This is a genomic window from Pseudomonas sp. N2-3-1-14 (assembly GCF_041228395.1).
Taxonomy (GTDB): domain Bacteria; phylum Pseudomonadota; class Gammaproteobacteria; order Pseudomonadales; family Pseudomonadaceae; genus Aquipseudomonas.
This window is the reverse complement of sequence record NZ_CP166199.1, coordinates 5609920-5634046: the sequence shown is the minus strand read 5'-3', so window position 1 is coordinate 5634046 and position 24127 is coordinate 5609920. Positions and strand designations below refer to the sequence as shown.

Below are 24127 nucleotides of genomic sequence, written 5' to 3'. Positions count from 1 at the left end.
TCAGATGCTTCCAAGCTCTTCCTGGACACGCTCGAACAGTTGCTCGATGGTCATTGATCTGTCGCGGAGTAAGTAACTGTGGACAAGGATCGACACGGGGTGCACCTCCATGACAGATGCAATTTCGCCGAGTTTGTCGATCGTTGGGCTCTTGAGGCCCCTTTCTAGCGTGCTGAGATAGGTTCGACTGCTTACGTTTGAAAAATCCTCCTGAGTCAATCCTTTGTGGGTTCTCATCTGTTTTAGAGCTTGGCCGAAGGCCTTTTTCAGTTCCATTTCGCCAATCTCGCAAAAGGAACGATAAGGCCTTGATGAGCTCTTTAGAGCTACAATCTATAGTGTTCATTGGCCGGAGCTAAGGCATGTTCAGAACACATTTACAGGCTGAGGTGAAGGGAGCCCTTGCGTTCGGTGATGGCCTGCAGGTTTGGCGCTATGTGGAGCAAAGTCTCCAATGCCCTTGGCTTTATGTGTGCTGTGCAGAGGCGTATGGGGAGGAAACCCTTCATAGCATGCTGCTGATCGCAGACATCTCGTTGTTCGAAGGACTGTTGGCCCAGCAGACCGAGGGGCTGCGCGTAGAGCGCGTGCTGCTCGTTAGCCCAAGGCATCTAAATCGGAGCTCTGATTGGCTGATGGAGGGACTCATAGAACTATGTGAGGCAATTGGTTCCTCGGGCGAGCACGTGGCCTATGTTTATAAGTTGGAGAGCGGGAGCACCTATTGGGACGGATATGTTCAGAATCAGCACCATACGGCTCTTCGAGTAATTTATGCTCGGAGGTGATTTTGCGAGATGGCTATGAGTTTAAACCAGCAGAATGAGGCGTCGATCCTTCGGCTAATTGATGCCATTGGTTCGCAGTGCCCACGACAGGTTTCTGAAAAGACGCTAGCAGACTTCGCAAAGCAGGTCTGGTATGGAGAGCTGGATCTGGCTCCTCTGCTTAGGGAGAGTTTGGTGCAGACAGGCGTCGCAGATGAGTCAAGGCGCCGCCTACTCTACGTTGTAGATAGGCTGACCTGCTACCCCTGCATGCTGCGTTCGAAGGCCGCTGAACTTAGGGCCTTTTTGAAGGAATGGGCTGGGCTGAAGCCAGTTCAACCAACTTCATATGCTGTCGGGTTAGCTTCCCGGCACATGCTGGATAAGAAGGCTTTTGAATGGGGTCTAGAAGAGGACATAACACCGCAGATGAAATTGGTGCTGAAGTATCAGACTCGTCACTATGCAGCATCCCTGGGGAAATTGACTGGATACTCCGAGCCCTAAGCTCCCCCGACCTTATCCGATTGCCCGCTGCTACGTTCTGATCCTCAACGCCTCGGTATACGGTACTCGTTCAGGCACAGTAGCTCATAAGGCAAATTTTGATAGGACACGTTTGCGGGGGTCAAGCTTCGAAAAGGTTAAGATGATCGGTAATCATGGCCAAATGCTATTTTTTTCCGATAACAGTAAGCTCAATACTCTGCAGGTACGCTCAAGGTGGTTAGGACGAGGATATGTCAAAAATTCAAGCGATAAGAGTTGAGGATCGACTGATCGAGCTGCTACCACAAGGTGTCGATCGTCTCGGTAGATTGTTTGAAATTGATAGCGTCAGTTTATTATTGGGGACCAATGGCTCGGGAAAGACGCGGATGTTGTTGTCCCTCGCGAATGCTGTTGGCTCTTCTCAAGATGACTCTGTCCAATTCTATTTTCAGGGCACTCCTAACGGAAACTACGAGCCCAGTGCCCCGTACAATAAAGATCTTTGTGCGATCTACTACTCAGCGTTGCCGTACAGGCGGAAGTTTGTCCGGAAGCCTGGGGTTATAAACGCATCTCCTAGCATTAAGCCTTATACTGATAGTCGAAGAATTGAGCAGTTGGGTGAAGTGGCCGAAGTGTTAAAAGTAGATACTCGGTTAATCGGTACTTTTGGGTATTCCAGAACTGTTTTTCGAGCGGTTCTCATTCCCGCTCTAAAGAGCTCTAGGGATATATTGTCATCAGAATTGGAGCGCACCATTTTTGATCTCAATAGCTTAGTGAATAAGCTTGATTCTGCAGAGTTGGATGACTATAAGGTTTTAGATGGTAAGCGAGAATCGATATTAAAACGGCTTGAGGAGCTTTTGGAGCAGGAGATAGACTTTCGGATTGGAGAGACCGATCGATGTTTATTTTTGTCGGCATTAGAGTATATGTATTCGAAAGACAAGCACTATGACGAAAAGTCAGCGGCGCTTGCGTTTTTAGTTCATGTGGGTCTCATCCTTGTCCCTTCGGATATATCATCGTTTAAAAAGTTAGAGAGTATAGTGGGTGGCACGAAGGTCGTGCTGGCCAATTATGCTTATAAGGAGGACTTTGATTGGAGTCAAAGAACTCACAGATTTCAAATTGACGGCATTAGCCAGTCGGAGATAGTTCGGCGGCATGAGACTCCTATAAAAATAGAGTGGTCAAATCTGAGTTCAGGGTTGCAGGCCTTAGTGGAGCAATTTTCATTAATCGATGAAGCGATAGGCAAGGCTGCTGCACAGGGGCGCATTTCTATCTTGTTATTGATTGATGAGGGTGACGCCTATTTGCATTTGGATTGGCAGCGTCGATATTTTTCTATGCTGAATAAATTTCTTGGTGGCCTCAAGCGAAAGCATAATCTACGAAGTTTACAATTGATTATGGCGACGCACTCTCCTTTGCTAGCAGCGGATATTCCGGGTGAACTGGTTACTAGCCTTGACTCTAGCTCCTCCATAAATTCATTTGCTGCACCTTTGGAGGAGGTCATTGCTGGGGCCTTTGGTTCTAACTCTCTAGGAGAATTTGCTGCTGGTAAAATTAATGAGATATATAAAAGGGCGCAAAGTGGAAAGACTACTGGCGAGGATCGCAATGTAGTGGAAGTTATTGGGGATGTGGCTATTAAATTAGCTCTAAGACGGAGTTTTCAAGAGTGATTATAAATATCTCTGATGTGTGGGATGACGCCGTAGCCCATCACTCAATATTTCTCAACGCTGAAATCGATAAAGGATTGCTTGCGTTAAGCGATTCATTTTTAGATGTTGCTATTTGTGAATTTGTCGAAACAAATAGAAGGGTAATAGTGGGTGGAACTCCGTTAGAGTTACCTGTGTGCATTGCAGATTATGAAAGTCGCTTTGGTGGTGGTTTTCTACGTGAATGTGCTTCTGAGAGGCTCAAAGATATTTTTGATTTTTCTGAGTTCTCAAAAAAATCCCAAAGGCCTTGGACGGCGTATCATCTTTGTCTTCAGGCAAAATACAAGATTTGTTGTTATTGTCATATGGTAAGCACCGGAACTTGCCTCCCTGATGAGGGGTTAAAGGGATACAGGCCACCGATTGATCATTACTATACGAAGTCAGATTATCCCTTTCTAGCGTTGACCCTCTCAAATTTTATACCATGTTGTGAAAAATGTAACGGCAGCCAGATGAAACACGCGGTCGATTTTGCAAAAAACATTCATTTAAATCCATTTGTTGATGAAGAGTCTATCGAGTTTGAGCTTCGTCCTATAGTAGTTGCTGAGGAGAAAGTTGCTGAAGCTCTTGCGTTAGCGCTACCTTCGACGAGTTACCGGTTGAGTGTCGAGGCTAGAAAAAATTATGCCGCGTCTAGTGCGTCAATCAATACTTTTCAGTTAAAGAGTCGTTACGAAGATTATTCTACTCAGGCATTTTATCTCGCAAGAAAAATGAAGGGCTACACCGCGCGCCAAGCTATGCTTGATGCGGCATTAGATTTTCCGCTTACGCTCAATGATCATCTAGAGTTTGAGCTGGATGCCTACAAAAGCTTTCCTTATGGAAAGGCAAGGGTGTGTATTGCAAAACAATATGGTGCAATACCAGAGTGACGAAACTTGTGCGCTTTTAATGATGCATATTTTTTAAGCAGACTTTCATAGTGGTGACGGCTAAATCGTTTTTCGGATTTTCAGTAAGTCATTAGATATCTGAAAATTATGTCTGCTGGCTACCGATAGGTAGCCAGCAGGTTTCGCGGCTCGGTTGTCATTCGAGAGTGTTTGAATCCTTCTGCGGTTCTTGAGGTGATTCCAAGAGCGGTTTGCGTCCGTTTAATTTGTCACGCTGCTCTTTCAGCGTAGGCCGCCCTTCAATAGCACGAAAAATGCGTTCCGTAATATTTTTCCATCCGGGCCAGTAATTATGGTCTCGAAACTGGTTCTCATCCCAAAAGTCCTCCCACCAGCAACTTTTCTCCTCATATCGAAGAATGTTAATGGGGTGGCGTTTTCCGGCTAACAGTGAAGAGTATGCGCTCTCGCTAACCAAGTAGCCTTCAACAAATACACTGCTACCGCCTTTACCTGTCCAGCGCTTGTACAGGCCTTGAAGTACAAGGCTAAGCGAGGCCAAACTTGACTCACCTCCTGCCCCAATGACTTCGCTAACATGGTATGGGGTTGAGAAGGTTTGGGAGTTCCAGTCAGAGAAACTTTTCACAAAAGCGAATTCTCCAGCTTCGCTTTTGTTGCGGATCAAGTGGATTTTTGGGGTCTCCCCCGCCTCAGATGGAGTTAGAAGCCAGTCCGGACCTAAAAAGGCATCTTCAGGTATGCGCGTATAAATGGAAGAATATGGGCTACCCTCGCCATGTAGGAGCCAGTCTTTTTTACACCCTAGCAGATCGGCAATTTGCGAGAGTTCCGTCAGCGACGGCTCTTCTTCCCCTGCGAACCAACGCTCAACATTCCCTGCGTGAGTCCACCCTAACGCTTCTGCGAGTCTAGAAGGCGTTGCCACTTTTGAAGGCCGTAATTCACTTATTTCAGTTTGCAGATAGCGTAGGCGCTGACCTATGGAGGCGGTTCTTGAATTACGTTCCTCGCCTGCAATTTGCGGTTGCACCCATGTACGTATAGCTTGCCGGGCCTCCGCCTCGAGGGAGCGATCATGGTGTTCAGCCAATCGACTCAAGGCGTTTAGGACCTCTGGTGGTAGATTCCGAACCGTTATTTTCCCAGCGGGGGCATCGCTATTGAACATCTTAGGGACCGGTAAACAAGAGATGGAATTCAAGCATAAAACAAAATGACCTCAAAATGCAGCATTTTGTTTTTATGCCGTGCTTCCGGTTTGTTCGCATGCCGTCGCAGCCCTCCCGCTTGATCAGGGCTACCTATGCATCGATATAGCCGGATTCGATCACACCGGTTCAGCGGTAGGCTGGCCCCAGCTCGGGTCGTGTTCGGGATTAGTCGACCACTACAACCGGTAGCTCACGCAGAAACGCAGCAAAATTGCGCCACGGATTCTCATAAAGGATAGGCGGCAGTTCGATCGGTGCTGGACGGTTTTTTCGGCGGTGCAGGGCCATTGCGGTAATTGGCATCGTGACTCCCCCCCCACATCATCCAGTGCCCTATCATTTCATCCAGCACAAGGCGCTAAAAATCACCAATTTTTAGGCGTTTTTAATTAAACTAATAGCTGGCGCAGTGCGCGGGCTTGGGAAAGTCCGCTCTGGACGATTACACAAGTCCGTAGGATTGCGACAAGAGAAAAAATAATCTAAAAGGACGAATCATGACTACATCTCAGCTGGGAAGACCTTTCAACTTCCCTGATCCACGAAATGTAACTGTTGGGAATCCAACATTTTTAGCTTCGAAAGAGCTTGTTGTAGCTATTTACAATCAGGCCAACCCGACAACTCAAGTCACAAATTATTGCCAGCGTGCTAAGGAATGGTTCATTGCCGAAGCATTCGCATCTGGCTGGTCGGACGCTTTAGAAACAGGAAATGGATTAGGGATCTTGCTACATTTGCAATTGAATATTCCTCAGATCCAGCAACAACAAGGTCTGCTCCCAAAAAATATCTAATCTTTAAAAAGCCACCTAACTCAGGTGGCTTTTTTAATTAACGATATTCCCGGACAAGGCAATTAATAAATCATAAAATGCCACTATCACTTTAAATCGTTTTAAATCAAATTTTTTATGCATCTAACTGTCGGCGCTGATTGAAAACTTACCCACACTGCCGATTGAAAAATGATCCAGAGCAGATTGCCGATTTGTCATCAGCAATTGTGGATTAGCGTAGCAGTTCTGTCCGATCTCAAAAGGTCGAAAGCCCCACCACATGTGCGCATGTGACAGGGCATTTTCCGATGGGGATTAAAATGGCTCATCGTCCTCAACTGCATCTTCTTCCTTACGCTTACGTTCTCGTGTCTTGATCTTTGTCTGGTCAGCCAGGGTGATTGACCGCCTGGATTTTGAATTCTTCAGGGTAACGTGGGTTGCTCATGGCACCTCCTAATTGGCCTTAGTTTAAGGCAAAGAGGTGTCTACGAAACCCGGAGCGATTCAAAGGATGAGTCGACCATTGAGGAGAACGAAGAGGTCTCAGCCATGCGCCGGCACCTCGACTTCCTTTTCGATGAGACAGCTGCTCAAAAGGGTTTACAGGTGTTGCTGATCGAGCACGCGTTCTTCGGTGACGACCCCCGGTACGTCAAGGCCACTCGTATGCGATGGAACAAGCAGTCAGAGGATGCTCTGATTCCTCGAAATTGGCCTACGCGACCAGACACTATTTGACAGGCCGAGAATGCGCCGTCATGCGGCGAACGCTTTGGTAGCCCATGCTGGGAATAGTCCCGTGGCTGGATCGCGGGTTTCCATCATGGCACAGTAGAACAAGTAATCGTTAATGATGAGATTCAACCCAATGATCATGAGCAACTGAAGCTCAACGACGACTGCGAGGTAAACAAGGATGGTGGACTTCAACAAACTCAGATCGCAGTCTCAGCGACCTGCACCGATAGATCCCCTGGAAATCTTCAGGCGCATGCCCAAGCCTCAGGGCATCAATGATCTGTATACCAGTCAAGCGGAGGTGCTGGAGGCATGGTTCGAGCGAAAGGATGAGCGTGACACGGTGGTCAAGCTCCACACCGGGGGCGGCAAGACTCTGGTTGGTCTGCTGATTGCTCAGTCGACCCTGAATGACCTCAAAGAGCCCGTTCTGTATCTGGCTCCGACCACTCAGTTAGTTAAACAGACCTTGGAGAAAGCGAAATCGTTGGGGATTCTCGCTGTCCCATATACCCGAGGTCAGCCCCTGCACGACGACTTTGTGAACGGCAAGGCTGTCATGGTCGCTTCCTACAACGCCCTATTCAACGGCCACAGTAAGTTTGGCGTTCGTGGGTTGAAAGCGCCCATTAGAGTGGGCGCCGTTATCCTTGATGACGCCCACGTAGCATTCTCTGTGGTGCGCGAATCGTTCACCCTTGAGGTTTCCTCTGCGGATGACAAGGAAACGTACGAGGCGCTGTGCACTTTGTTCCGTAATGCTTTTCGAGACATTGATCGACTAGGCACCTTTGACGATACCGTTTCAGGCCTCAACAGCGGCGTAGTTGAAGTGCCTTATTGGGCCTGGAATGAGCAGTTGGATACCGTAAGGGGAATGTTGCGACCCGACGGTGCGAACGTTCCTTATGCTTGGCCATTGCTGCGAGACAATCTGCATCTGTGCCATGCGCTGATCAGCGGCAAAGCCTTCACCATTACAAGTGTTCTGCCCCAGGTAAACAATTTCCCCACATTCGCTGATGCGCCCCGGCGTATCTACATGTCGGCGACCATCGCTGACGATAGCGAAATTGTCCGCACATTCGACGCCGATCCCCAGCTTGTAAACAACGCTTTGACCTCCAGGTCTCTCGCGGGGATCAGTGAGCGGATGATCCTGATCCCAAGCCTGATGCCGTTCGATTTCGATCCGCAACAGGTCGCTAAGTCAACGCTCAAGCAAGTGGCTGGGATGAACCTGGGGGCTGTTGCTTTGGTGCACGCCAACTATGCCGCGCAGGCATGGACTGACACTGCGCAGTTCGCGGAAGGCTCAGACCAGGTGGAGATTGCGATCGAGGCGTTGCAGTCGCGTAGAACCAATGGGCCATTCGTATTTGCCAATCGTTACGATGGAATCGATCTACCCGGTGACTCTTGCAGAGTCTTGGTGATGGAAGGGCTTCCCTCCGGCACGTCTGATTATGAGCTGTTACGTGCTGCGACCCTCTACGGTGGAGCTACCATCAGTCGCATGCTCGCTCAGCGCATTGAACAGGGAATCGGACGCGGAGCGCGTGGGGCTGGCGACCATTGCGTAGTCCTGCTGCTTGGCTCGGACTTAGCTGGCTGGATTGCCAAGGACGCGAACTTCAGGCTGCTCACGAGCGCGACTCGGGCACAGCTCGAAATGGGGTCGACGGTCAGTAAAGAAGTCAGTGATGTCAACGATTTGAACAATACAATCGCGCTCAGCATCAATCGGGACATCGGATGGATTGAGTACCATGCCGCAACCCTTGCGGAAAACGTTGGGCCAGAGGCGGCAGACCCGAAGCGGTTCAATACTGCCTCAACGGAACGCAAGGCCTTTAACCTGTGGGCCGATGGTTTTTATGACAAAGCTATCGAACGTTTGGATCAGGTAGCAGGTGCCCAAGGCGCGGTGGATGACCAGACACGTGGTTGGTTGTACCAATTGGCAGGCCGCATCGCGGAAAACTGGGGGCAAGCCGAGCGCAGTGACGAGCTCCAACGATCGGCATTTTCCGCGAACCGCAACCTTTTGCGTCCACGCACCGCTCCTCCCTACCGGCCCTTAGCGTCTCCCGGCGCACAAGGCGCAGCAATTGCTGTTCAGCTACGTGGATACCGGATCAGGCGCGGCCTGCTTCAACGCTTTGAGGAGGTGGTGTCCAAGTTGCACGGCGGCGCGTCTGCCAATCAGTTCGAGCAAGCGCTTGCAGAGCTTGGTAGCTTGATCGGGCTTACTACAGAGCGCCATGATGTCAGTGGGGAAGGGCCTGATGTGCTTTGGCTTCTCCCCAACAAGACTGCTCTGATCCTGGAAGCAAAAAGTCGCAAACAGGACAAAAATCCGTTGACCAAGGAGGAGCATGGTCAGCTTCTGGTCGCAGAACAGTGGTTTGTCCGAAACTACCCCGGCTACTCAAGTCATCGAGTGGTGGTGCACCCCAGTAACAAGGCAACCGCCGCAGCGTCAGCGAACGAGAGCTATGCGCTCACGCTTGATCGGTTGAACCAACTGGTTGCTGAGTCCCGGGTATTGCTAAAAGAGCTTTGTGAGTCTCAGTTGACCGACATCGAGCTTGAAGGGCAGTGTCAGCTTTCAATCGAGCACTCGCCGATACGGGCAGACAGATTGGTCAACTACTTGGTGCCTTTCGTGTATGCCCAGTAGCGTCCAGGCAAAGCGCGTCTGACATCTGGGTACGGCTGGCACAAGCTGCGTCAGCCGTGCATGTGTGCGCTAATTGAACCTGGCTTCTGATCGCTGCGGCTCCATTGCTTGAATGCAGTTGCCAAAACTCATTACGTCTATTGGAGCGCTGCAGGTGCTGGGCTAGAGTTTCAGGATCCATCGGCCCGGCGAATTATCTTAAGCTGTCACAAGGAAGAGGCTATGCAGATCCAGTACCTGGAGGTCGCGAATTTCCGCAAGCTCCTGTCCGTTCGAATCGACCTGGCAAGCACTACCACCCTATTGGTTGGGGCCAACAACAGTGGTAAGTCCTCCGCAATGTTGGCGTTGCGTAAATTCCTGCTCTCGAAATCGACTGCTTTTCGCCTCCAGGATTTAACGCTTGCTCACCTCACGATCATTAATGACATTGGTGCCGAGTGGGAAGAGGCTGACGAAACCTTCGAGATACCAGTGGCAAACCAGTGGACGCATTGGTTACCCACTCTCGATCTATGGGTGGAAGCCTCGAAAGGGGAGCTGCACTACATCAAGGATCTGATTCCCAATTTTGCCTGGAAAGGTGGCTGCGTCGGGATGCGTTTTCGACTTGAGCCCAAGGACATGGCCAAACTCTTCACCGATTACCGGAAAGAGCGTAACCGGGTCAAAACGCTGTTGCAGGAGATCTTGAGCAAGACCGAGGAAGGAAAAAAACCGCCCACGCTCTCACTTTGGCCGCAAAGCCTGCATGACTACCTCAACCGGCGCTTGGGGGCGATGTTCACCATACGCTGGTATCGTCTTGACCCGGCGCAGCTCTGCGACCCAGATCCCGAAACTCGTCATGCACGCCTGCAAGCACTGTCTGCGAATGCACTTGCGCTGGAGAGCAATCCGCTGACCGATCTCATACGTGTGCACGAGATCAATGCCCAGCGCGGATTCGGTGATAGCGCCGAGGAGTCCGTCACTGAGGGACGAGGTGGTTCAGGGAAAAAACTAACTGAGCAACTGCGTGCTTACTACAGTCGGCATCTCGATCCCGGAGACAGCCCTGATATTTCAGATTTGGAAGCGCTGACAGCCATTCAAGCTGCACAGTCGGCGTTCGATTCCCGACTAACCTCCAGTTTCGCTCCCGCCCTTGTAGAGGTCGCAGGTCTGGGCTATCCGAACACTACTGACCCGGCGATCAGGGTGGAAACCCGGCTTTCCCCTACGGACGGCATGAACCATGAAGCTGCGGTGCTGTTCGAGTTGGATTCAGTCGCAGGTGCACCTGGTGCTCCTCCCATGCGTCTGCCCGAAACATCCAACGGCCTCGGTTACCAGAACCTGATCTCGATGATTTTCCAGTTGATGGCATTTCGGGATGAGTGGCTGAGGAAGTACAAAAACACCGAGGAGCAGTCCGACGCCGGCATCGAGCCGATCCACCTTGTGCTGGTTGAGGAGCCAGAGGCTCATCTTCATGTCCAAGTGCAGCAGGCCTTTATCAAGCACGCGTATCACGTCCTATGTAATGACCCGCTTCTCAAGAAATACCCAAGGCTCAAAACACAGCTGGTGGTCAGCTCCCACTCCAGTCATGTTGCTCATGAGACGGATTATGCAAACCTTCGGTATTTCCGAAGGCTACCCGCAGGAATGGCCGGTGTGCCTATCCCAGTGTCCACCGTCTCTAACTTGAGCACCGTGTTTGGCGACAAAAACCGTCACAGGCAAACCAAGGAGTTCGTGACTCGTTACCTGCGGGCGCAGCATGCCGATCTCTTCTTCGCTGACGCAGTGATCTTGGTTGAAGGCGCTGCGGAGCGAATGATGTTGCCGCATTTTTTACGCAGTCAATTTCCGTTCCTTGATCGTTGCTACATTACCATCCTGGATATTGGAGGCAGTCACGCACATCGCCTAAGGCCATTAGTCGATGCGCTGGGAATTGTGACCCTGGTCATCACGGATTTGGACGCCGGACTGAAGAAAACAGCGGTACCCGTCAAGCGTAAGGCTAAACAAGAAACCAACAACCCCACCCTGCGTAGTTGGGTGACCGCCCTGGGAATAGGGCACGATGTCGACACACTGCTGGATCTGGATGGGGAGCAAAAATCGCAGCAGATAGACCATTTGTTTGCAATCCGCATTGCGTATCAGACACCCATCAACATCGTTCTGCCTAAGACTAAAGGTGAAGCCCAGGCGCTGCCCAACACGTTTGAGGACAGTCTGGTGCTGACCAATGTGCAGCACTTTGCAACGAAGCAGGGGCGGGGTCTGACCAAGGCTTTCGCCAAAGCGCTGCGTGATTGTGCAACTGCAGACGACCTAGGTAAGGCTTTGTTCGACGCTCTCAGGTCGGGTGACAAGGCGGAGTTCGCGCTACAGGTGCTTGGAGATCCCGACTTCGCCAAGGTTGCTGTTCCAGAGTACATCCGGGAAGGGCTCGTCTGGTTAGAGGAAAAGCTGCAAAAGAAGAGTAAGGAGCTCTTGATTGTCCCGACGGCCAGTGTCGAGGTGACTCCCGAATGAGTTCAATAAAGGATGTCGCCGATGAAGTTACGCTGAATGCGGATGACGTTATCCAGGAATGCCTGAACCTGGAGACGCCACGCAGCTTCTTCCTATACGCCGGTGCCGGCTCAGGTAAGACCCACTCACTCGTCGTAGCGGTGAAATCACTCAAGGAACGTGAGCGTCAACGCCTCACCTTTGAGGGGCGGCAAATAGCGATCATCACTTACACCAACGCAGCCTGTGAGGAAATCGCACGTCGCCTTGAGCACGATCCGCTGGTTGAGGTTTCAACCATTCATGCTTTTTCTTGGAAGATGATCAAGGGCTTCAACGACGATATTCGTGAATGGTTACGTATCAAACTTGCGAGCGACATCGCTGAATTGGACGACAGGCTCGGTCGGGCGAGAACAGTGAACAAGACGTCCCAGGCTAACCAGGCGAGCCGGGATAGCAAAGCTCGTCGTTTGGCGGCCCTAGATGAAATTCCTGAATTTACCTACAGTCCGACGGGAGATAACGTAAGTAGGCAATCGCTGAACCACAGTGAAGTCATCCAGATGGCTGCAGCGTTTTTACCTCAGCCGCCTTTACTCGATGTTATGGCGGATCGGCACCCGGTGCTGCTCATCGATGAAAGCCAAGATACGAATGGCGCGCTCATGGATGCATTTCTGAAAGCTCAGGCAGCGATTCCTGGGAGATTTTGCTTAGGACTGCTCGGCGACACGATGCAGCGTATCTATAACGACGGGAAGCCAGGGCTTGATGAGGCGATACCACCAGATTGGGCCAAGCCTGAAAAACGTATCAATCGCCGTTGTCCGATTCGAGTTGTCAAATTGATCAACGATATCCGCGCCGGCGCTGATGATCATCTGCAGATACCAAAGCCGGAAGCTGCCCAAGGTTCCGTACGTATGTTCTGCACCCGGCAAGCGCCCGGGCTGGATTTCAGCTTGGAAGACCAGATCGCTGAGCAAATGGTAGAGATCACGGGTGATGCTCAGTGGGCCACCGGCAGGGATGGCCGCAAGACGCTGATCCTAGAGCACAAGATGGCTGCCCGTCGGATGGGGTTTGAAGGCGTGTTCGCTCCGCTCTATGCAGTTGCACATCTGAATACCGCGCTGATGGACGGTACGCTACCCATCCTCAAGGTTTTCTTCGATGGGGTCGCTCCAATCGTCGCCGCAGCCCGTTCGGATGATTTCACGCTCATGGAGGCGGTGCGGCTGCGCTCTCCGTTGCTTGATCCTAAGCACCTGGAGGCGGCTGGCAACAATCAATTCGAGCTGCTGGAGTCTGCTGGAGTCGCGACCCATGCACTCTGCGAGGTGCTCAAAGATAACAATCCCTTGATTGAAGAGGTGGCTCAAATCCTCCAGAGTTCGGGTTTGCTTGCGCTGCCTGATCGACTCGTTGCTGCAATGGCTCAAGGTGCCACTGCAGACCGAGCACCAGAAACGTCCGATCGTGAGGCGCTTGAAATCCATGCTTATCGGGTTGTCCTGGGGCGTCGTTACTCAGAGATGGCGGCGTTCGCAGGCTACGCAAATGGCCTCTCGCCCTACGGTACCCACCAGGGAGTCAAAGGCCTGGAGTTTCCCCGGGTGATGGTCATCCTGAACGACGAAGAAGCCGGTGGCTTTCTGTTTAGCTATGAGAAATTGCTCGGTGTTACACCTGCCTCCGCCACAGATATGAAGAATGAGAGCGAGGGCAAAGACACCTCGCTATCACGCACACGTAGGCTCCTGTACGTCACCTGCAGTCGTGCAGAGGAGAGCTTGGCCATCGTGGTCTACAGCGCCCAGCCAGAGGTTGCGAGGGATAGAGTCATTGACGCTGGCTGGTTGACAGCCGAAGAGGTCATAGTGCTTTAAAGCAGCTCTTGAGGGAGCAGGTACAAGTGCTCAACCTTGCAACGCCGCCGATTGGGCGCAACGCCTACCAACGGCGGTGTTGGCCAAGGCCGGCTTAACCACGGCAGAGCTGGGTCTAGTCCTGGGCTGGGAGGCCCGCCCTTTCTGGTCTTAACCCTGGTGTTCGACTGGCTTCAGCATGGTAGAAAAGTGTAAACAACGATGTTTCAAAACCTGTTGACGTTTACGCTTTTTTGGACAGTGGTGCATACCTGATTTTCAATGCATTGACTCATAAGGAAAATCTGAGTTGTTGACGTTTTTTGGTGAATAGAACCGTTCTAATCGGTAACGTCTTCGCTGAAAGCCCCGCGAGCCATGCTCTCGGGGCTTTTTCTTTGCCCTCAACACTGATCCCAAGCCGCTTGGCGGCAAAGGTTCTGCCGCCGACGTTCAGGCGTCCGTCGCGGCGGCGCTGATCACCATCTGCTTGAAGCGTTGCAACACCGCCGAGCTGTCACCGACCCGCGTCGCCAAATGCAATGGCGCCACCAGGCTTTGGCAGTCCGTCAGTTCGCGATAAACAATGCCATCCCCCCTTAGCCGCTGCATGGACGCTGGCACGATGGAGACGCCAAGGCCCGCCGCCACCAGGCTCAATGTCGCGGTCATGCGCGGCGCTTCCTGGACCACCTGCGGGCTGAAACCCGCTTCACGGCAGGCCACCAGAATTGCGTCATACAAACCCAGCCCGACGCGACGCCGATAGAGCACGAAGGCTTCGGTGGCCAGTGCCGCCAGGGGCAGGGGAGTTGCGGCGTCGTTTGCCAGCGGGTGGTCGGTAGGCAGCGCCAGCAGCATCGGCTCCACCAGAATGGGCTGGTCCTGCAGCGTTTGACTGCCGCTGAGCGGCGAGCGGATAAACGCCGCGTCGAGTCTTTCATGGGCCAGCGCGTCCAGCAGCTCGCCGGTACCCGCTTCTTCCAGGGCCACCGAGACGCCGACAAACGTTTCGCGAAACACGCGCAAAACGCTGGGCACGAACGGGTGCAATGCCGCCGAACTGGTAAAACCGATAGCCAACCGACCACGCTCACCGCGGGCGGCGCGCCGCACGATATCGGCGACCCCATCGGCACGCGCCAAGACTTCTCGTGCTTCATCCAGCAACGCCAGGCCGGCATTCGTGGGGCGCACCCCGCGCGGCAAGCGCTCCATCAATGTCACGCCTAGCTCGGCCTCAAGGCTTTGCAGCATTCGGGTCAGCGGGGGTTGTTGCATGCCTAAGCGTTGCGCCGCGCGAGTGATATAGCCTTCCTCGGCAATCGCCACGAAGGCTCTGAGTTGGCGAAGTTCCAGCATAGGGATACTTTCAAGGTATGGGAGGTTGCCAATCCTGGCATTTGTTCTCATGGCTCACAAGATTTAGGCTGTGGCCACTCTCGAAAAGAAGGAAAGCCGTGATGACCTGGTCAGCCAAGCAATACACGATGTTTGAACAGCAGCGCACCCGCCCGGTTCGTGACCTGGTCGCGGCCATTCCAGATAGCCCGGTAAAAACCGCGGTCGACCTCGGTTGTGGCCCCGGTAACTCCACCGAGGTGCTGGCCGAGCGTTTCCCACAGGCGCATGTCACCGGCATGGACAGTTCCGGCGACATGCTGATCGATGCACGCAAACGCCTGAAAGTGAGAATTGGCCGACATCGGCACTTGGGTACCGGAGCAGCCATGTGATGTGATTCTGGCCAACGCTTCGCTGCAATGGCTGCCGGACCACGCCTCGCTGTATCCGCACTTGGTCAATCAGCTGACGCCCGGCGGCACCCTGGCCGTACAGACCCCCGACAACCTGGACGAGCCTGCCCACCGCTTGGCGCGCGAAGTTGCTGCCCAGGGCCCATGGGCGGCGAAGATCGGTTCGGTCAAACACAATGAACGGCACACGGCGAGCTATTACTACGAGCTGTTGAGCAAGCACTGCAGCACTGTCGATGTGTGGCGCACCACCTACCTCCACCCGCTGACGGATCACGGCGCCGTGGTGGAATGGTTCAAGGGGTCGGCATTACGGCCCTTTCTAGCACCGTTGACCGAGCGCGAAAAAGTCGCCTTCCTGCATGAATATCAGGCGCGGATTACCCAGGCGTATCCAGCACTGGGTGATGGCACTGTGTTGCTGCCGTTCCCTCGCCTTTTCATCATCGCGACTCGTTAAAGCTCGGTACACAAGTGGCGGTCATGCCGTCGCCGCTTGTGCCTTCAAGTACTCATCCGTCGACACCACTTCTGCGTAGGCAAAAGCCAGTGAAGCCATATAGGCCCCATGCACCTGGGCTGCCGGAATCACTTGCCCGTTAAATTCCAGGTCCCGTGTCGCACACGCGTCATGCAGCAGCGTGACCTTGTAGCCCAGGTCCGCCGCAGCCCGCACCACAGCGTCGATGCACATATGGCTCATGTTGCCCGCCACAACCACTTCGGTGATGGCCCGTTGCTCCAGCAACGCCCGCAGATCCGTCCCGCGAAACGCATTCACGAAGTGCTTGAGCACCACCGGTTCATTCGCCTCGTTCACGGCCTTGGCATGCAGGTGCGCGCCCTCGGAGCCCGGTGTGAAAAAGGGTGCGTCCTCGGAGGTGAACTCATGGCGCACGTGAATCACCACGTCGCCCTTCTGGCGAAAGGCCTGCAGCACCTGCGCTGCGTTGTCTGCCGCCGCGTCCACGCCGTCGAGCGGCCACTTGCCCGCAGGGAAGTAGTCGTTCTGAATGTCGATGAGGATGAGCGCTTGCTTGGCCATGGGTGATGTCTCGTTGCAGAGGAATGGGCCCGGTATCTTAGCTGGCGCCAGCCACAGCGGCTGAGGGAATCGTGCAGAACGCCGCCTGTTCAACCGCCTGTCGTGCAGAATAAGACAGGCCAACTGCCATCGCTTTTTAAGCAACTGATTGATTTAAAGACGCTCTTTTCTGAAACCGCCTTGGCCTGATCCCTGCAACCATTCATGTACACACATGGCGGGATAGCCAAGGGGGACGCATGACCCCGACTCAACGCAAGAAGCTGGTGGTTGCTCATTCCACGCGAGCGGGCGCGCCGCAGCACGAGGTTGAAACCAACCGCGCGCTGGCGCGGTGGCTGGCACAGATTCTGGGGCTGAAATTCGGCGGCAGTTACGACCCGCAGCAACATGCCGGGCGTGACGTGTACGTGCTGCCAACGCAAACCCTGGTGGGCGCCGCCCAGGCGCTGGCGCTGAAGGTAAAAGGCCCAGAGGATGTGTGGGGCGGTTACGTCGACTACGATTTCATCTGCACCAAAGCCATCACCCATGGCCTGTTGAGCCCCGAAGCGAAAGCGCCGGAAGGCTGGTCGCCGGCGTTTGCCGAGCGGGTGCGCCCGGTCGTCCTTGATGGCCTTAGCGTCTTTGCCCTTGAAGATGCATTGCCCGCCGCCACGCGCTTGCTTTACAGCGGGCCTATCCGCCTGAAGCCCGTGCATGCCTGCGCCGGTCGGGGGCAGGAAGTTATCCACAGTCTCGACGAGTTCGAAGCGCTGCTGGCGCGGCCCGACGTGGCAACGCTCTTTACCGAAGGCGTGGTGCTCGAGCAGGACTTGCACGAGGTGATCACCCACAGCGTGGGTCAGAGTTTTATCGGCGGTCACGTCATCAGCTATTGCGGCGAGCAGTACCTCACTGAAGACGGGCAGGGCGAAGCGGTCTACGGCGGCTCCGACTTACTCGTCGTGCCTGGCTCCTACGCAGACCTGTTGAAGCTCGACCTGCCCGACGATGTGCGCGAGGCCATCGAACAAGCCCAGGTTTTCGACACCGCCGCCGATGAGGCCTACCCTGGTTTCTATGCCTCGCGCCGCAACTACGACATTGCCCAAGGCCTGGACAGTGACGGCCAACGCCGCAGCGGCGTGCTCGAACAATCCTGGCGCATGGGCGGCGCCAGCAGCGCGGAAGTCGCGGCGCTGCAAAGCTTCATCAATAACCCGAGCCTGCGCGCCATCCACGTTTCATCGGTGGAAACCTACGTGGACCAACCGCTGCCGGCGGATGCCATCGAGGTGTACCGCGGCCCTGCAGACAACAGCGACTTTCTTCTCAAGTACGTGACGGTTAAATCTTATGACGGCTAGAAGTGAAAGCATTGCGATCGACATCGACGACGAGCAAATGAGCGGGACATTCCTGAGCCCCAAATCCAAAGTGCCAGGCGTGTTGTTTGTGCACGGCTGGGGCGGTAGCCAGGAGCGCGACCTTGAGCGCGCCAAAGGCATTGCCGGCCTGGGCTGCGTATGCCTGACCTTTGATTTGCGCGGCCACGCCGGCACTGGTATTCCGTTGTCGCGCGTTACCCGCGAAGACAACCTGCGCGACTTGCTGGCGGCCTACGACCGCTTGCTGTCGCACCCGGCCATCGACACCTCGGCCGTGGCGGTGGTGGGCACCAGTTATGGGGGTTACCTGGCGGCGATCCTCACCTCACTGCGCCCGGTGCGCTGGCTGGCGCTGCGCGTGCCGGCGCTGTACCGCGACCAGGAATGGCTCAAGCCCAAGCGCGACCTGGATAAGGCCGACCTGATGGATTACCGCAGCACGCTGGTACACGCCGAAACCAATCGCGCCCTGCATGCCTGCGCGCAATTCACCGGCGATGTGCTGATCGTCGAGTCGCAGACCGACGATCACGTGCCGCATGCCACCATCATGAGCTACCGCGCGGCGTGCCAGCAGACACATTCGTTGACCCACCGCATCATCGACGGCGCCGATCACTCGTTGAGTGATCCGGTGTCTCAGCAGGCCTACACCTCAATCCTGGTGGACTGGATTACCGAGATGGTAGTGGGCGAGCGGTTGAGCATCATCCAGGCCCGATAAAGCGTTGCCCTCTCAAGCGCCATCGCGGGCAATCCCGCTCCCACAGTGGAATGCATTCCCAATGTGGGAGCGGGCTTGCCCGCGATGGCGCCGGTCCTGCCAACACTGCATCAGGCCGGTGTCTTTTTAACCCGCAACGCCTTGGCCTTAGCCTCAACGGCGAGGTACATCACCAATGCAATCAGCAGCGGCAAAATAAAGTAGACCGCGCGGTAGGCAATCAACCCGGCAAGCAAGCTGCCGCGCGACGCCTCGTGCTGCAGCAAGCCGATAAACACCGCCTCCAGCACCCCAAGCCCCGCCGGGATATGCGTAACCACGCCGGCAATCGCGCTGATCAGCAACACGCCCAACACCAGTGGATAGTCCAGCTTGGCCGGCAACAAGGTGAAGATCACCGCCGCCATCAGTGACCAGTTCAGCGCGCCCATTGCCAGCTGTAAACAGGCCATGCGCAGCGACGGCAGGTTGATCTCGATGCCTTTGATCGACCACGCGCGCTTTGTTGAAAACCGGCAGGCTGCCAGGTAGCCGAGGCTGACCAACACCAGCAACACACCTATGCCTTGCAAGGCCAGGGTGCTGACTTTCCACCCGGGCGGCATCGTCACCAAACCGCTGCTGAACACCACACCGGCCAGCGCCATATAGCCGAACCAATTGGTGGCCAGGCTCAGCCCAAGAATCTTGGCGATATTGCCGGTGCTTACCCCGAGCCGCGAATACAGCCGGTAACGCATGGCTATCCCGCCGACCCACGCGCTCAGGTTGAGGTTGAACGCGTAGCTGATGATTCCCACCGGCAGGATTTGCTTCCAACCCAGCGGTTGGCGGATGTAGGTGCGGCCGATGAGGTCGAAACTGGCGTAGACGAGAAAACTGCACAGGGTCAACGCGCTGGCGATCAACAACGTGCGCAGCTTGAAGTCGCCGAGCGTCTGCAGCACTTCGCTCCAGTCGATGCGCCGCGCGAGCAGGGTGAACAGCGCGATCAACACCAGGAAGAAGACGACGGTCAGCGGCTTCTTCCAGCGTTTGAGTCGTGAACCACCGGCTTCAGAGGTCATGGGCCTGGCTCTCGAAGGGTTTCAAACGCGGTTTATGCGCGGGCAGCCAGCCCATCAGCGCGGGGAAGTGGCGCATCACATGAAACACCAAAAAACCCACGGTCAACCGCCATAACCACAGGCGTGGCTTGCGGTTTTCCGGCATGGTCTGGCAGTGCTCGCGGGCGAGCAGTTCCAGGCGTTCGTACAGCTGCTGGTTGAACGCGCGGTCGCGAATCAACACGTTGGCTTCCAGGTTCAGGGACAGGCTCAATGGGTCCAGGTTGCTTGAGCCTACGGTGCTCCACTCGTCGTCCACCAACGCGACTTTGCCGTGTAGCGGGCGCTGGCAATACTCATGGATCACCACGCCGTCCTTGAGCAAATAGTCATAAAGCATGCGCGCCGCCAGCTTGGCCAACAGCACGTCGGGCTGGCCTTGCATGATCAGCTGCACGTGCACGCCACGGCGCGCGGCATTGCGAATCTCGCGCAGCAGGCGGTAGCCGGGGAAGAAGTAGGCGTTGGCAATCACCACGCGTTTTTGCGCCTTGCTCAAGGCGTGGATATAGGCCTCTTCGATATCGTCGCGGTGTTGCACGTTGTCGCGGTAAATCAAACGTACCAGGCCGTCCTCATTGGCCGTTGTCCACGGTGTCGGCCGTTGCTGGCGCCGTCGCCAGCCGCGCCGCGTGCGCACCTGGCGGCCGCTTTGGGCCAGGGCGAAATGATGCAGGTCGGCGACCGCAGGGCCGGTCACGCGCACGGCATAATCCTGCTTGGCTTCGGGGCCGAAATCGCCCAGATGGTCGGCAGAAAAATTGATCCCGCCGATAAACGCCACGGTAGCGTCCACCACCACGATCTTGCGGTGCAGGCGACGGAACCAGTTGGTGCGAATCCCCAGCGTTTTCGACGCCGGGTCAAACATCTGCACCAGCACGCCAGCCTCGGCCAGCTCACCGAGAAACGCTGGGCTCAGCTCGCCGCAGCCAAACCCGTCGAGGCTGGCCACCACCTTGACGCCGCGCTGCGCCGCCTCAATCAGGATGCCTTTGAGCTCATGGCCGACCTTGTCTTCGAACAGAATAAAGGTCTCCAGCAGGATCTCCCGCTGGGCCTCGCGCATCGCGTCGAAGACCCTGGGGAAGTAAGCTTCGCCGTTCTCCAGCAACTCAAGACGGTTGCCACTCTGCCAGCCGTAATCGACATCACGCGCCTTGGCGTCATCGGGCGGCTGGTCGGTGGCAATGTGCTCTACCGCGACGGTCATAACTCGATCTCCACCGACAATGGCACATGGTCTGACAGATGCGACCACGGCCGGGTAGTCAGTACCTTGGGGTTGTGAATTTTCAGGTTGCGCACATAGATGCGGTCCAGCGGTAACAGCGGCAGGCGCGCCGGAAACGTGCGCGCGTGCTTGCCCGTGGCTTCAACAAACACTTCTTTGAGACCGCTCTGGCTCAGGTCGGCCTTCTGGCGCCAGTCATTGAAATCACCGGCCACCACCAGCGGCGCGTCGGCCGGGATTTCGCTGATGCGCTGTTCCAGCAAACGCAATTGCTGCTGACGATGCACCTCGCGCAGGCCCAAGTGCATGCAGATCGCATGCACCTCTTGGCCCGTGCCGGGCAGGCGCAATACGCAATGCAGCAGCCCGCGGCTTTCATGGCCGCTTTGCGAGATGTCGAGGTTGTCGTAGCGCACGATCTGGAATTTGGACAACAACGCGTTGCCGTGGTCGCCATGCGGGTAGACCGCGTTGCGCCCGTAAGCGAACTGCGGCCAGATGCTGTCGGCCAGGAACTCGTATTGCGGCATCTTCGGCCAGTCCTGGTAGCGCTGGGGATGGCGTTCGTGAGTGCCGTGGATTTCCTGTAAAAACACCATGTCGGCGCCCACGCTGCGCACCGCCTCACGCAGCTCGGGCAGGATGAAGCGGCGGTTCAGCGCGGTGAAACCCTTGTGGATGTTGACCGTCAGCACTTTGAAGCGAGTGATGGCAGTGGTGGGCGTGGCGGGGATCAATTCCGGATGGGTCATGGCAGCACTCCGGGTTCCGGCAACTTGCCGGGCTCGGTGGCCAAGTGTTTATCCAGCTCGAAGCGCTGCAACAGTTGGCGCGCATCGAAGGGCGCGCGCACTTTGATGTCGTTGTCGAAATAGCAAAAAATATCGCGTTGCTTGCGCGCGCGTGGCGTGCGTTTCGGGTCGACCAACTGCGCATCCGCCGGTTGTTTGCCCTGGCGCCAGCGATCGATGCGGTCGCCCCAACGCTTGATTGCCTCGGCGGTGTAGCCGCTGGCGTAGAGCTTTTTGTCACCGTGCAGGCGCAGGTACAGGAAGTTGGCGGTGACGTCTTCGATATACGGCCACTTGCCGGCGGTATCGGCGACCACCAGTGCCACGCCGTGCTTGTCCAGCATCTGCACAAACTCCGGTACTGCAAAACTCTTGTGGCGAATTTCCACCGCATGGCGCAACGGCTTTTTGCCATGGGCTTGCATGCTCGCCTTGCCGTTCAGGCGCGGCTCGTGCTCGCGGGCGAGGGCGGCGGCCTGTTGGGTGTCGGTGGGGAGTTGCTGAAGAAAGGCTTCAAACAGCGGCGGGTCGAATGTGAAGCTGGGCGGGAATTGCCAGAGAATTGGCCCGAGCTTTTCTTTCAGTTCCAGCACCCCGGAAGCAAAGAAATTGGCCATCGGTTTGTGCACATCGCGCAAGCGCAGAATGTGGGTGATATAGCGCGGTGCCTTCACGCTGAACATGAAATTATCAGGCGTGTCGGCGTACCACTCGGCATAACGCTTGGGTGTTTGCAGGGCGTAAAACGAGCCGTTGATTTCGATGCTGTTGACGGCGCGTGACGCAAATTGCAATTCGCGTTTCTGGGTCAGGCCCTCGGGGTAGAAATCCCCCCGCCAGGGCGTGTAGCGCCAGCCGGAAATGCCGATGTGAATCGCCGCCATAATTGCTCCCGTGGATGTAGGGTCAAGTGACCTCCGTTTTGGGATGACTGCGGTTTTTGTCGGAAAGTTTCGCCGTTCCTACAGACGGTACAAGGTAAAGAATGTGGGCGCGGGCTGCCTGCGATAGCGGTAGGTTAGGCGATGAATGCGACGCTGGCGTACCGCAATCGCGGCAAGCCAGCGCCCATATTGGATGTGTGGCGTGCTGAATCAGTGTCCGACTACCGTGCGCGTCGAGCTGTCGGCATACACCGGCCCCAACCGGTCCAGTCGGCCGCTCCACGCCGTCAGTGCCAGGGCCACCAACACCACTGAGCCGCCGATCCACGCGGTGTGGATCAAGCCCATGTGCGCCACGATCAAGCCCCCAGCCCAGGCGCCGCCGGCGATTCCGAGGTTGAACGCCGCAATGTTCAAGCCCGACGCCACATCCACCGCCTGCGGGGTGTGACGTTCAGCCTGACGCACCACGTACACCTGCAGGCCCGGCACATTGCCGAAGGCGACCGCGCCCCACACCAGCACGGTGGCCAGCGCCAGCCAGGGGTTGCTGGCGGTCAGGGTGAGGATGAACAGCACCGCCGCGAGCAGGGCGAAGATGATTTTCAACGCGCTGATCGGGCCGCGTTTATCGGCCAGCTTGCCGCCCCAGATATTCCCCGCCGCCACCGAGATGCCGTACACCAGCAGCACCAGGCTGACGGTGCCGGCGCTGAAGCCGGAAATGTCCTGAAGGATCGGCGCCAGAAAGGTAAACGCGATGAACGAGCCGCCGTAGCCGATGGCGGTCATGGCGTACACAAGCAGCAAGCGTGGCTGCTTGAGCACTTGCAGTTGTTGCAGCAACGAGGCGGGTTTGCTGTGGGCGATGCTGTTCGGCACATAGATCAGGCTGCCGATAAACGCGATCACCCCCAGGGCCGAGACAGCGAGGAACGTTTCCCGCCAGCCGAAGTGCTGGCCGATAAACGTGCCCAGTGGCACGCCGGTGACCAGTGCAACGGTCAAGCCGGTAAACATGATCGCAATCGCGCTGGCGGCTTTCTCCTTGGGCACCAGGCTGGTGGCGATGGTCGAGCCAATCGAGAAAAACACCCCGTGGGCCAGGCCGGTGACGATTCGCGCCAGCACCAGCGATTCATAACTCGGCGCCTGCCAGGCCAACAGGTTGCCAAGGGTGAACAGCACCATCAGCGACAACAGCAGTAGTTTGCGCGGCACCTTGCCGGTGAGGGCGGTGAGCACCGGCGCGCCAATGGCAACGCCCAAGGCGTACAGGCTGACCAGCAAGCCGGCGGACGGCAGGTCGACGCCCAGGTCGGCGCCGATGGTGGGTAACAGGCCAACGATGACGAACTCGGTCGTCCCGATGGCAAAAGCGCTGAGGGTCAGCGCGAGCAAGGCAATGGGCATGGCTGCAACTCCGATGGCTGTGATTCTGGAGCGCAGTGTCGGGATTTGGCCTGTGCGGAAAAAGACAGGGATCGGCATTTGATAGTTGACCGGTACGCAAAGATGCCCAATGGCGGGGAACGATCAAGGCTCAAACCCGT

19 protein-coding genes and 2 pseudogenes are annotated in these 24127 nt (G+C 55.6%); 11 read left to right on the top strand and 10 right to left on the bottom strand.

Annotation, left to right across the window (positions count from 1 at the left end):
* Complete coding sequence (locus AB5I78_RS26105) at positions 1-276, bottom strand: helix-turn-helix domain-containing protein (RefSeq protein WP_369302387.1); 276 nt, start codon at positions 274-276, stop codon at positions 1-3.
* 521 nt (positions 277-797) lie between these two features.
* Between AB5I78_RS26105 and AB5I78_RS26100 the strand changes: the two genes are divergently transcribed.
* The 3 genes from AB5I78_RS26100 (at position 798) to AB5I78_RS26090 (ending at position 3882) form a co-directional block, all read left to right on the top strand.
* Complete coding sequence (locus tag AB5I78_RS26100; protein ID WP_369302388.1) at positions 798-1274, top strand: hypothetical protein; 477 nt, start codon at positions 798-800, stop codon at positions 1272-1274.
* A 233-nt stretch (positions 1275-1507) separates the two neighbouring features.
* Positions 1508-2956, top strand: coding sequence for an AAA family ATPase (locus AB5I78_RS26095; protein WP_369302389.1), 1449 nt, complete (start codon positions 1508-1510; stop codon positions 2954-2956).
* On the top strand, positions 2953-3882 hold the full coding sequence (locus AB5I78_RS26090) for a hypothetical protein (protein ID WP_369302390.1): 930 nt from the start codon (positions 2953-2955) through the stop codon (positions 3880-3882). The genes AB5I78_RS26095 and AB5I78_RS26090 overlap by 4 nt, the downstream gene beginning before the upstream one ends.
* 157 nt (positions 3883-4039) lie before the next feature.
* On the opposite strand, the gene AB5I78_RS26085 is transcribed toward AB5I78_RS26090, so the two are convergent.
* Positions 4040-5035, bottom strand: a complete 996-nt coding sequence (locus AB5I78_RS26085) for a hypothetical protein (RefSeq protein WP_369302391.1) — start codon at positions 5033-5035, stop codon at positions 4040-4042.
* 540 nt (positions 5036-5575) lie between these two features.
* On the opposite strand from AB5I78_RS26085, the gene AB5I78_RS26080 reads away from it, so the two are divergent.
* The gene (locus tag AB5I78_RS26080) at positions 5576-5875 is read left to right on the top strand and encodes a hypothetical protein (RefSeq protein ID WP_369302392.1); all 300 of its coding nucleotides are present in this window, start codon (positions 5576-5578) and stop codon (positions 5873-5875) included.
* Between the two features lie 297 nt (positions 5876-6172).
* Here AB5I78_RS26080 and AB5I78_RS26075 read toward each other — a convergent pair.
* Positions 6173-6256: pseudogene (locus AB5I78_RS26075) on the bottom strand (AAA family ATPase); the annotation flags it as partial.
* Positions 6257-6292: 36 nt separating this feature from the next.
* On the opposite strand from AB5I78_RS26075, the gene AB5I78_RS26070 reads away from it, so the two are divergent.
* From AB5I78_RS26070 to AB5I78_RS26055, 4 genes are all read left to right on the top strand, one after another.
* Positions 6293-6598 (top strand): DUF3732 domain-containing protein, encoded by a 306-nt coding sequence (locus AB5I78_RS26070; protein WP_369302393.1) that lies wholly within the window; start codon positions 6293-6295, stop codon positions 6596-6598.
* 253 nt (positions 6599-6851) lie between these two features.
* On the top strand, positions 6852-9281 hold the full coding sequence (locus AB5I78_RS26065) for a DEAD/DEAH box helicase (RefSeq protein WP_369302394.1): 2430 nt from the start codon (positions 6852-6854) through the stop codon (positions 9279-9281).
* Between the two features lie 222 nt (positions 9282-9503).
* The gene (locus tag AB5I78_RS26060) at positions 9504-11813 is read left to right on the top strand and encodes an AAA family ATPase (protein WP_369302395.1); all 2310 of its coding nucleotides are present in this window, start codon (positions 9504-9506) and stop codon (positions 11811-11813) included.
* Positions 11810-13684 (top strand): UvrD-helicase domain-containing protein, encoded by a 1875-nt coding sequence (locus tag AB5I78_RS26055; protein WP_369302396.1) that lies wholly within the window; start codon positions 11810-11812, stop codon positions 13682-13684. The genes AB5I78_RS26060 and AB5I78_RS26055 overlap by 4 nt, the downstream gene beginning before the upstream one ends.
* A gap of 432 nt (positions 13685-14116) precedes the next feature.
* Here the strand turns inward: AB5I78_RS26055 and AB5I78_RS26050 are convergent, their stop codons facing one another.
* Positions 14117-15025, bottom strand: coding sequence for a LysR family transcriptional regulator (locus tag AB5I78_RS26050; RefSeq protein ID WP_369302397.1), 909 nt, complete (start codon positions 15023-15025; stop codon positions 14117-14119).
* A gap of 101 nt (positions 15026-15126) precedes the next feature.
* Between AB5I78_RS26050 and tam the strand changes: the two are divergent.
* Positions 15127-15880, top strand: a pseudogene (gene tam, locus AB5I78_RS26045) (trans-aconitate 2-methyltransferase).
* 21 nt (positions 15881-15901) lie between these two features.
* On the opposite strand, the gene AB5I78_RS26040 reads toward tam, so the two are convergent.
* Positions 15902-16465: a cysteine hydrolase family protein gene (locus AB5I78_RS26040; protein ID WP_369302399.1), complete on the bottom strand. Its 564-nt coding sequence runs from the start codon at positions 16463-16465 to the stop codon at positions 15902-15904.
* A gap of 239 nt (positions 16466-16704) precedes the next feature.
* Here AB5I78_RS26040 and AB5I78_RS26035 point away from each other — a divergent pair, with 239 nt between their 5' ends.
* On the top strand, positions 16705-17814 hold the full coding sequence (locus AB5I78_RS26035) for a DUF3182 family protein (RefSeq protein WP_369302400.1): 1110 nt from the start codon (positions 16705-16707) through the stop codon (positions 17812-17814).
* Complete coding sequence (locus AB5I78_RS26030; RefSeq protein WP_145162677.1) at positions 17804-18559, top strand: S9 family peptidase; 756 nt, start codon at positions 17804-17806, stop codon at positions 18557-18559. The genes AB5I78_RS26035 and AB5I78_RS26030 overlap by 11 nt, the downstream gene beginning before the upstream one ends.
* A 110-nt stretch (positions 18560-18669) precedes the next feature.
* On the opposite strand, the gene AB5I78_RS26025 is transcribed toward AB5I78_RS26030, so the two are convergent.
* The 5 genes from AB5I78_RS26025 to AB5I78_RS26005 all read right to left on the bottom strand — a co-directional run bounded on the left by AB5I78_RS26025 (position 18670) and on the right by AB5I78_RS26005 (position 23987).
* Positions 18670-19626, bottom strand: coding sequence for a lysylphosphatidylglycerol synthase domain-containing protein (locus AB5I78_RS26025; protein ID WP_369302401.1), 957 nt, complete (start codon positions 19624-19626; stop codon positions 18670-18672).
* The gene (gene clsB / locus AB5I78_RS26020; RefSeq protein ID WP_369302402.1) at positions 19616-20878 is read right to left on the bottom strand and encodes a cardiolipin synthase ClsB; all 1263 of its coding nucleotides are present in this window, start codon (positions 20876-20878) and stop codon (positions 19616-19618) included. Before clsB ends, AB5I78_RS26025 begins: the two co-directional genes overlap by 11 nt.
* Entirely contained in the window at positions 20875-21651 is a 777-nt protein-coding gene (locus tag AB5I78_RS26015; RefSeq protein ID WP_242201324.1) for an endonuclease/exonuclease/phosphatase family protein, read from the bottom strand. Before AB5I78_RS26015 ends, clsB begins: the two co-directional genes overlap by 4 nt.
* Positions 21648-22574 (bottom strand): DUF72 domain-containing protein, encoded by a 927-nt coding sequence (locus tag AB5I78_RS26010; protein WP_369302403.1) that lies wholly within the window; start codon positions 22572-22574, stop codon positions 21648-21650. Before AB5I78_RS26010 ends, AB5I78_RS26015 begins: the two co-directional genes overlap by 4 nt.
* Before the next feature lie 210 nt (positions 22575-22784).
* Complete coding sequence (locus AB5I78_RS26005) at positions 22785-23987, bottom strand: MFS transporter (RefSeq protein ID WP_369302404.1); 1203 nt, start codon at positions 23985-23987, stop codon at positions 22785-22787.
* Between the last annotated feature and the right edge of the window lie 140 nt (positions 23988-24127).